This window comes from Sphingomonas bacterium (genome assembly GCF_903644055.1).
Taxonomy (GTDB): domain Bacteria; phylum Pseudomonadota; class Alphaproteobacteria; order Sphingomonadales; family Sphingomonadaceae; genus Sphingomonas_I.
This window is the reverse complement of sequence record NZ_CAHJXD010000065.1, coordinates 1-9,287: the sequence shown is the minus strand read 5'-3', so window position 1 is coordinate 9,287 and position 9,287 is coordinate 1. Positions and strand designations below refer to the sequence as shown.

10 protein-coding genes are annotated in these 9,287 nt (G+C 69.9%); 6 read left to right on the top strand and 4 right to left on the bottom strand.

Features of this window, described 5'->3' with window-relative positions:
• Window positions 1–158: 158 nt before the first annotated feature.
• The 3 genes from HUU94_RS02710 to crtY all read right to left on the bottom strand — a co-directional run bounded on the left by HUU94_RS02710 (window position 159) and on the right by crtY (window position 3,557).
• Window positions 159–740, bottom strand: coding sequence for a TIGR00730 family Rossman fold protein (locus tag HUU94_RS02710; protein WP_174273584.1), 582 nt, complete (start codon window positions 738–740; stop codon window positions 159–161).
• 148 nt (window positions 741–888) lie between these two features.
• On the bottom strand, window positions 889–2,373 hold the full coding sequence (locus HUU94_RS02705) for a phytoene desaturase (protein ID WP_438827098.1): 1,485 nt from the start codon (window positions 2,371–2,373) through the stop codon (window positions 889–891).
• A 2-nt stretch (window positions 2,374–2,375) separates the two neighbouring features.
• The gene (gene crtY, locus HUU94_RS02700) at window positions 2,376–3,557 is read right to left on the bottom strand and encodes a lycopene beta-cyclase CrtY (protein ID WP_254601899.1); all 1,182 of its coding nucleotides are present in this window, start codon (window positions 3,555–3,557) and stop codon (window positions 2,376–2,378) included.
• A gap of 124 nt (window positions 3,558–3,681) precedes the next feature.
• Here crtY and HUU94_RS02695 point away from each other — a divergent pair, with 124 nt between their 5' ends.
• Window positions 3,682–4,440, top strand: a complete 759-nt coding sequence (locus HUU94_RS02695) for a sterol desaturase family protein (RefSeq protein ID WP_174273581.1) — start codon at window positions 3,682–3,684, stop codon at window positions 4,438–4,440.
• A gap of 4 nt (window positions 4,441–4,444) precedes the next feature.
• Here HUU94_RS02695 and HUU94_RS02690 read toward each other — a convergent pair whose 3' ends face one another.
• A complete protein-coding gene (locus HUU94_RS02690) occupies window positions 4,445–5,011 on the bottom strand; it encodes a TlpA family protein disulfide reductase (protein WP_174273580.1) in 567 nt (188 codons plus the stop codon).
• Window positions 5,012–5,027: 16 nt separating this feature from the next.
• Between HUU94_RS02690 and argH the strand changes: the two genes are divergently transcribed.
• From argH to HUU94_RS02665, 5 genes are all read left to right on the top strand, one after another.
• Window positions 5,028–6,404: an argininosuccinate lyase gene (gene argH, locus HUU94_RS02685; protein ID WP_174273585.1), complete on the top strand. Its 1,377-nt coding sequence runs from the start codon at window positions 5,028–5,030 to the stop codon at window positions 6,402–6,404.
• 98 nt (window positions 6,405–6,502) lie between these two features.
• Window positions 6,503–6,721, top strand: a complete 219-nt coding sequence (locus HUU94_RS02680) for a hypothetical protein (RefSeq protein ID WP_368039836.1) — start codon at window positions 6,503–6,505, stop codon at window positions 6,719–6,721.
• A 5-nt stretch (window positions 6,722–6,726) separates the two neighbouring features.
• Window positions 6,727–8,004, top strand: coding sequence for a diaminopimelate decarboxylase (gene lysA, locus HUU94_RS02675; RefSeq protein WP_174273578.1), 1,278 nt, complete (start codon window positions 6,727–6,729; stop codon window positions 8,002–8,004).
• A complete protein-coding gene (galU, locus tag HUU94_RS02670; RefSeq protein WP_174273577.1) occupies window positions 8,001–8,867 on the top strand; it encodes a UTP--glucose-1-phosphate uridylyltransferase GalU in 867 nt (288 codons plus the stop codon). Before lysA ends, galU begins: the two co-directional genes overlap by 4 nt.
• A 43-nt stretch (window positions 8,868–8,910) precedes the next feature.
• Window positions 8,911–9,287 (top strand): NAD(P)-dependent oxidoreductase (locus HUU94_RS02665; protein WP_302480174.1); only part of this gene is annotated, 377 nt, incomplete at its 3' end.

Below are 9,287 nucleotides of genomic sequence, written 5' to 3'. Positions count from 1 at the left end.
CGCGATACTGTCGCGGGCACGCGCGACAAGCGCGCGCCTCCCCCCCTCCCCTTCAGGGGAGGGGGCCGGGGGGCGGGGGCGACGGAGAGGTGGCGCGCTGTGATCGCCCGACTCCCCCACCCCAACCCCTCCCCCGAGGGGGAGGGGCTCGGGCGCGTTCAAAGCTCGGCCGCCTTCATCTGCGTCACCGTCACCAGCGGCCGCTGCGCCGCCATCTTCGCCAGCAGATCGTCGAGATCGTCGCTCGCCGCTAATATGTCGCGATGCTGCGGCCGCAGGAAACCCGCCTCGGCCATCGTCGCGACGAAGCGCAGCAGGCCATCGTAGAAGCCCGCGACGTTGAGCAGCCCGACCGGCTTGGCATGATAGCCGAGCTGCGCCCAGGAGAGCGCCTCCCACAATTCGTCCATCGTGCCCGTGCCGCCGGGCAGCGTGACGAAGCCGTCCGAAAGATCGGTGAACGCCGCCTTCCGCTGGTGCATCGTCTCGACGACGCGCAGCTCGGTCAGCCCGCGATGCGCGACCTCGGCATCGACCAGCGCGCGCGGGATCACGCCGATCACCGCGCCGCCCGCCGCCAGCGCGCTATCGGCGACCGCCCCCATCAGCCCGAGCCGGCCCCCGCCATAAACGACGCCGATGCCGCGTTCGGCGAGCGTGCGGCCGACCAAGCGGGCGCTGTCGAGGAAGCGGGGGTCGGCAGGCGTCGCCGAGCCGCAGTAGATCGCGAGGCGGTTCATGCCCGTTCCTCCCCTGCAAGGGGAGGGGGACCAGCCGCAGGCTGGTGGAGGGGGCTCGCCACGAGCGAACCGCCCGGCATCGAGCCCCCTCCACCCCCGGCTGCGCCGGCGGTCCCCCTCCCCGTGCCGGGGAGGAACTTGCTCGGCCTCACCGCAGATCCTCCAGCATCAGCGCCGCCGTCGCCTTGGCGCTGCCGACCACGCCGGGGATGCCCGCGCCCGGATGCGTGCCCGCGCCGACGAAATAGAGGTTGGGGATCGCATCGTCGCGGTTGTGCGTGCGGAACCAGGCCGATTGGGTGAGGATCGGTTCGAGGCTGAAGGCCGATCCGAGATGCGCCTTGAGGTCGTCCGCGAAATCGAGCGGGGTGTAATGGAAGCGGGTCACGATCCGCTCGCGCAGGCCGGGGATCAGCCGCCGCTCGATCTCGTCGAGGATGCGGTCGGCGTAGCTCTCCTTCAGCGCCTCCCAGTCGAGCGGCGCCCTGCCGAGGTGCGGCACGGGCGCGAGCGCGTAGAAGGTCGAGCAGCCCTCGGGCGCCATCTCCGGATCGGTGATGCTGGGATGGTGGAGGTAGAGCGAGAAATCGGCGGGCAGCACGCCATGATCGTAAATGTCCTTGAGCAGCCCGCCGTAGCGCGGCCCGAACAGGATCATATGGTGGGGGATGCCCGGCCACGTCCCCTTGATCCCGAAGTGGACGAGAAACAGCGACGGCGAGAAGCGCTTGCGCTCCAGCGCCTTGGCGACGCGCCGCCCGCGCCCCGATTGCCGGAGCAGATCGCGATAGCTGTGCATCACGTCGGCGTTGGAGGCGACGGCGTCGAAATGTTCGTGCCAGCCGCTTTGCGTCCGCACGCCGGTGGCGCGATCGCCCAAAGTCTCGATCTCGACGACCGCGTCGCCCATCCGCACCGTGCCGCCGAGCCGCTCGAACAAGGCGAGCATCCCCGCCACCAGCCGGCTCGTCCCGCCCTTGGCGAACCAGACGCCGCCCGATTTCTCCAGCTTGTGGATCAGCGCGTAGATCGCGCTAGTCGCCATCGGATTGCCGCCGACCAGCAACGTGTGGAACGACAAGGCCTGGCGGAGATGCTCGTCCTTCACATAAGAGGAAACGATCGAATAGACCGAGCGCCACGCCTGATATTTGGCGAGCGCCGGCGCCGCGCGGATCATGCTCGCGAAATCGAGGAAGGCCTTGGCGCCGAGCTTGACGTAGCCCTCCTCATAGACCCCCGCCGCATAATCGAGGAAGCGCGCATAGCCCGCGACATCTTCGGGATTGAGCTTGGCGATCTCGGCGCGGAGCTGCGGCTCGTCATTCGAATAATCGAAGCTGACGCCGTCGGGCCAGTTGAGCCGGTAGAAGGGGCTGACCGGCAGCAGCGTCACGTCGCGCGCGATCTGCTGGCCCGAAAGCCCCCACAATTCCTCGAGGCAGGCGGGATCGGTGATCACCGTCGGCCCGGCATCGAAGGTGAAGCCGTCCTTCTCCCAATAATAAGCGCGCCCGCCGGGCTTGTCGCGCGATTCGACCAGGGTCGTCGCGATCCCCGCCGATTGCAGCCGGATCGCGAGCGCGAGCCCGCCGAAGCCGGCGCCGATCACCGCCACGCGCTTGGCTGTCACATTCATCTCCCGAGGATTACCCGCGCGGCCTTGCCGATCGGCACCGGGGGTTTCCCGCACAGGATGCGCGCCTTATCGGCCCGTGTCGATTGCGCGGCATAAAATCGCGCGATCAGCGCGGGATCGAGCCTGTAGAAATGCGCGAGCGTCCGCCAGCGTTCGGGGGGCGCCGCCGCCTCGAACATCAGCTTGGCGAGCAGCCGGTAGAAGCGACGCTCGTCCCAGCGCGCCTCGGCATGCTTCTTGAGAGCGTCGTGGAGCGGGGCGGCATGGAGGCTCGGCAGCCCGGCGATCAGGCTGGCGGTGCGCACCGCATCGGGCAGCGAGAAGCCGGTGAGCGGGTGGAACAGCGCCGCCGCCATGCCGATCTTGCCGATCCCCTGCGCGCCGGTGCGCCACAGCAGCTCGAAATTGCCGCCGGTGGCGATCGGCAGCGCCGCCGCCTCGCGCCGCTCGATCCCCTCGACCTGCCAGCCGCGCACGCGCGCATAATCGAGCACGCGCGCCTCCAGCACCGCCTCGTCGAAATCGGGCGAGGTCGAATAATATGTATCCTCGACGAAGATCGCCGTCGGCGAGAAGGGCAGCAGATAGACGAAGCGATAGCCCTCGCGCTGATCGACCGTGGCGTCCATGATCGTCGGCCGATCGAGCCCGTGCGGGCGCGCCAGCCGCAGCAGGCGCCCGGCGAACTTCTGCCAGCCGCACGCCAGCGCCGAGGGATCGCGCAGCCCGCGCGCCTCGATCACCGCCTCGGCATCGATCCGGCGGCCGTCGTCGAGCATCGCGCCGCCGCGATCCAGCGCGGTCGCCCGGCGCCCGGTAACGATCGATTCGGCGGGCAGCATCGTCCGCAGCACCGCATCGAACCGTTCCGATTCGATCGAGCAATAGGCGCCGGGCAGCGCGCGCGCGCTGCCGGGAAAGGCGATCTCGCTGCCCTCCCAGCGGTGGCAGACCAGGGGTGCGACCAGCGACCAGTCGCCCGCCGCGATGTCGCTCTGGAAGAAGGACCAGATATGGTTGCCGCCGAGCGCCTCCTCGCGCTCGACGATCATGACCGAGGTGCCCGGCCGCCGCTGGACGATCGCCAGCGCGGTAAGCCCGGCGGCGAGCCCCCCGCCGACGATCAGGACGTCGGGCCTCATCCTGTACGAACCGTCATGCCGGACCTGATCCGGCATCCCGCTTCTTCGGAGGAGCGGCGCGGCAAGAAGCGGGACCCCGGATCAAGTCCGGGGTGACGAGAAACGAAAGACATCCCGGCCCTTCTACCCACGCAGCTCGCCCGCGCCTATAGCCTCCGCCATGTCCCCCGCGATCGCCCTCCTGCTCTCCGCGCTGGCGATGAGCGCGATCGTCGCGGCGCGCTATCTGGTGGCCAGCGGCGGCTTCGCGCTCGCCACGCGAGTGCGCAGCCCGGGCCTCTACGCGGGCCGGGGCGGCCAGATCGCCCGCGAGATCGGCTGGAGCCTCGCTTCGGCGGCGGTCTATGGCGTGCCGGCGGGGATCGTCGCCTGGGGCTGGCAGGCGCGCGGCTGGACGCGGATCTATGCCGACGCTCAGGCCTACCCCTGGTGGTGGCCGCCCGTCTCCATCCTCGTCTACCTGCTCGCGCACGACGCCTGGTTCTACTGGACGCACCGCGCGATGCACGGCCGCCGCCTGTTCGCGGCGATGCACGCGGTCCACCACGCCAGCCGCCCGCCGACCGCCTGGGCGGCGATGAGCTTCCACCCCTCCGAGGCGCTGACCGGCGCGGTCGTCATCCCGGCGCTGCTGTTCCTCGTGCCGATCCACATCGCCGCGCTGGGCGTGGTGCTGGCGATCATGACGATTATGGGGGTGACCAATCACATGGGCTGGGAGATGTTTCCGCGCGCGATGGTCCACGGGGCCGCCGGCCGCTGGCTGATCACCGCCACGCACCACCAGCGCCACCACCGCGACTATCGCTGCAACTACGGCCTCTACTTCCGCCTGTGGGACCGCCTGTGCGGGACGGACAGGGGGCTGGGCAGTTTCGAAGCGGAAAGCCCTCTCCCGCCTTCGCGAGCGCGGGCTTAAGAAGCTAAATCCCCGCCTCGGCCAGCAGCGCCTTGGCCCTGGCGCCGCCCCAATCCATGTCGCCGGCGATCCGCCACGCTTCCCGGCCCTCGGCGTCGTAGAGGATCGAGACGGGTAGCGACGCCTCTTTATAGGCGAGCATCAAGGTGTTGTCGTTGTCGTGATAGGGGTGCAGCTCGATCCCCTTGCCCGCGAGGAAGGGCTGGACGACCTTGGCGCCTTCCATATCCTCGCTGATCGCGATGACCTGCACGGTGCGATCCTTGGCCAGCGTGTCGAGCGTCGGCAGTTCGCGGACGCAGGGGACGCACCATGTCGCCCAGAGGTTGACCAGCACCGGCTTGCCCTTGAAATCGGCGAGCTTCACCGTCTTGCCCGTCATGATGTCGGTGATCGCCACGTCGGGCATCGCCTTGCCCTTGTTCGCCCTGTCGACCGCAAGCGCGGGCGCGGCGGGGGGCGTGGGGGCCACGGCCTGCGCATCGGGTTGCGGGGCGGGGGGCGCTTGCTTATGGCAGCCCGCGCCGAAACCGGCGATCAACAAGGCGAAAGCGGGATAGAGACGCCGCATGTCGGGCTCCAACGAAATGTGGGGGGGACGGTTCGCGGGCGGGCCTAGCGCGATCATGCGCGAAATCAACGCCTCGATTCCGTTCGACCAGCGCCTGTGGAGGCAGGACATCGCCGGCAGCCGCGCGCACGCCGCGATGCTGGGCGCGGCCGGAATCGTCTCGGCCGAGGATGCGGCGGCGATCGACGGAGGCCTCGCGACGATCGCGGAGGAGTATAAGCGGGACGGTGTCCCCGTCGATCTCGACCGCGAGGACATCCACATGACGGTCGAATCGCGGCTCGCCGAGCTGATCGGCCCCGCCGCGGGCCGCCTCCACACCGCGCGCAGCCGCAACGATCAGGTCGCGACCGATTTCAAGCTGTGGGTGCGCGACGCGATCGGCGCGGTCGATGCCGGGCTGAAGGCGCTGCAACAGGCGCTGGTCGCGCGCGCCGACGAGCATGCGGAGAGCGTGATGCCGGGCTTCACGCACCTCCAGGTCGCGCAGCCGGTGACGCTCGGCCACCATCTGATGGCCTATCACGAGATGCTCGCGCGCGATCGTTCGCGCTTCGCCGATGCGCGCGCGCGGGCGAACCTCTGTCCGCTGGGCGCGGCCGCGCTGGCGGGCACGGGCTTCCCGATCGACCGGGAGGCGACCGCGCGGTCGCTCGGCTTCGACGGCCCGACGCGCAACTCGCTCGACAGCGTATCCGATCGCGATTTCGCGCTCGATTATCTGATGGCGGCGGCGCAATGCGCGCTGCACCTGAGCCGCCTCGCCGAGGAGTTCATCGTCTGGGCGAGCCAGCCCTACGGTTTCGTGGCGCTGCCCGACGCTTATTCCACCGGCAGCTCGATCATGCCGCAGAAGCGCAACCCCGACGCCGCCGAGCTGGTGCGCGGCCATTCGGGGCGGATCGCGGGCTGCATGGTCGCGCTCACCATGACGATGAAGGGCCTGCCGCTCGCTTATTCGAAGGATATGCAGGACGACAAGCCGCCGGTGTTCGAGGCGCACGACCTGCTCGCGCTCTCGATCGCGGCGATGACGGGGATGGTGGCGACCGCGACCTTCCGCGCCGATCGCCTGCGCGCCGCCGCCGAGGCGGGCTTCTCCACCGCGACCGACCTTGCCGACTGGCTGGTGCGGCAAGCGGACGTACCGTTCCGCGAGGCGCATCATATCACCGGGCGCGTCGTCAAGCTCGCGGAGGAGCGCTGCGTGGCGCTGTCGGCGCTGCCGCTGGAGGCGCTCAAGGCGATCGATGCGCGGATCGACGAGCGCGTCTATGGGGCGCTGACCGTCGATGCCTCGGTGGCGGCGCGCAAGAGCTTCGGCGGGACGGCGCCCGATCAGGTGCGCGCGCGGGTCGCGGAAGCCAAGGCCGCACTGGAGGCCGAACGATGACCCCCTCTCTCCGTTCGTCCCGAGCGAAGTCGAGGGATGTGCTCCAGGTGTCCGGTAGGAACGTGTCTCGACTTCGCTCGACACGAACGGGGATGGGGATGGCCGGGCTGATTCTCTTGGCCGCTTGCGGCAAGGTCCAGTCGCTGCAACCCGCCGCCGGCAGGCCGCTGCCGCTCAAGCCCGCCACGGCACCCGTCCGGCCCGACGCCGCCGCGCTGCTCGCCGTGCCGACGCAATATCGCCCCGGCCGCAGTGACGAACTGCTCAGCAAGAGCGCGATCCGCCCCGACGATCGCTTCGATCTGCCGCCGCACTAGGCCCGATGGATCATTTCGAACTCAGGCAAGGCGTGCTCCACGCCGAGGACGTGCCGCTGACCCGGATCGCCGAGGAAGCGGGCACGCCGACCTATGTCTATTCGACCGCCACGCTGGAGCGCCACGTCCGCGTCTTTCGCGAGGGGCTGGGCGCCATCCCCGATCCGTGGATCGCCTTCGCGGTCAAGGCCAATCCCAACAAGGCGGTGCTGGCGACGCTGGCGCGCATGGGCCTCGGCGCCGACGTCGTCTCGGGCGGCGAGCTCTCGCGCGCGCTGGCGGCGGGGATGGACCCCGCGCGGATCGTCTTCTCGGGCGTCGGCAAGACCGGCGACGAGATGGCGCAGGGGCTGCGCGCCGGCATCGGCCAGTTCAACGTCGAATCCGAGCCCGAGGCGGAGACGCTCTCGGCGGTCGCGCAGGCGCTAGGGCTGACCGCGCGCATCGCCTTCCGCGTCAATCCCGATGTCGATGCCGGCACCCACGCCAAGATCTCGACGGGCAAGGCCGAGAACAAGTTCGGCGTGCCGATCGACCGCGCGCCGCGCGCCTACGCCGCCGCCGCGACGCTGCCGGGCCTCGCGATCCAGGGCGTCGCGGTGCATATCGGCAGCCAGCTCACCGATCTCGCTCCCAGCCGCGCCGCGTTCGAACGGATCGGCGCGCTGATCGCGGAATTGCGCGCCGCCGGCCACAATATCACGCATGCCGATCTCGGCGGCGGGCTCGGCGTGCCCTATGATCCGTCGCTGCCTCTTCCTCCCGACCCCGCCGCTTATGGCGCGATGGTGCGCGAGGTGACGGCGGGCTGGAACGCGCGGCTGATCTTCGAGCCGGGGCGCGTCATCGTCGGCAACGCCGGGGTGCTGCTGGCGCGCGTGATCCGCGTCAAGCAGGGCGTCACCCAGCCTTTCGTGATCGTCGATGCCGCGATGAACGACCTGCTCCGCCCCAGCCTCTACGAGGCGTGGCACAATATCCGCGCGGTGATCCCACGCGGCGACGGCTTCACCGCGACGATCGTCGGCCCGGTCTGCGAGACGGGCGACACTTTCGCGCGCGATCGGCCGATGGACCGGGTGGAGGAGGGCGATCTCGTCGCCTTCATGACCGCGGGCGCCTATGGCGCGACGATGGCGAGCACCTATAATTCGCGCGGGCTGACCCCCGAGATCATCGTTTCCGGGGACAAATGGGCGACGGTGCGGAACCGCCAGCCGATCGAGGCTTTGATCGCCGCCGACAGCCTGCCGCCTTGGATCGAAGAGAGCGCCCCACAATGAAGCCCGTCAGAAAGGCCGTCTTCCCCGTCGCCGGTTTCGGCACGCGATTCCTGCCCGCGACCAAATCGGTGCCCAAGGAATTGCTGCCCGTCGTCGATCGCCCGCTGATCCAATATGCGGTGGACGAGGCGCTGGCGGCGGGGATCGAGCAGATGATCTTCGTCACCGGCCGATCCAAGCATGCGATCGAGGATTATTTCGATCGCGCGTTCGAGGTGGAGAGCGATCTCCTGTCCAAGGAAAAGTTCGATCTGCTCGAGGCGCTGTCGGGCACGCGGCTGGCGCCCGGCCAGGCGGCGTTCGTCCGCCAGCAGGAGATGGCGGGGCTCGGCCATGCGGTGTGGTGCGCGCGGCATCTGGTCGGCGACGAGCCGTTTGCGGTGCTGCTCGCCGACGAACTTTTGTGGAACCCCGCCTCGCCCTGCCTCCGGCAGATGCGCGAGACCTATGACGCCAAGGGCGGCAACGTCATCGCGGTGCTGGAGGTGCCCGAGGCGCACACGCAGCGCTACGGCATCGTCGATCCCGGCCGCGTCGAGGGCGCGGTGACCGAGGTCAAGGCGGTCGTCGAAAAGCCGCGCGCGGGCACCGCGCCGTCGCGGCTCGCGGCGGTCGGGCGCTACATCCTCCAGCCCGAGGTAATGCGGATCCTCGACGCGGGCGAGCGCGGCGCGGGCGGCGAGATCCAGTTGACCGACGCGATGGCCAAGCTGATCGGCCGCCAGCCCTTCCACGCGCAGACCTTCGCGGGCGTGCGCTACGATTGCGGCGACAAGCTCGGCTTCCTCCAGGCCAATATCGCGCTCGCGCTGGAGCGCCCCGACATGGGGCCGCACCTGCGCGAATGGCTGGGAACGATCTGACCTCCTTGGCAATGGCGCCTCGCCGCGTAACAAGCGCGATGCGATGCACAGCCTCCCCATCTTCCTGCGCCTGAGCGGAGCGCCGGTGATCCTGATCGGCGAAGGCGAGGCGGTCGAGGCCAAGCGCCGCCTGCTGCTGCGCGCGGGCGCGATCCTTGTCGAGGAAGGGGGCGAGGCGCGGATCGGCTTCATCGCGCTGGAGGGTGCCGCGGCCGATGCGGCGGCGGCGCGGCTCCGCGCGCGCGGGCTGCTCATCAACGTCGCCGATCGCCCGGAGCTTTGCGACTTCACGCTGCCCGCGATTATCGATCGCGATCCCGTGCTCGTCGCGATCGGCACCGGCGGCGCCTCGGCGGGGCTGGCGGCGGCGCTGCGCCAGCGGCTGGAGGCGATCCTCCCCGCCGGGCTCGGCGCGCTCGC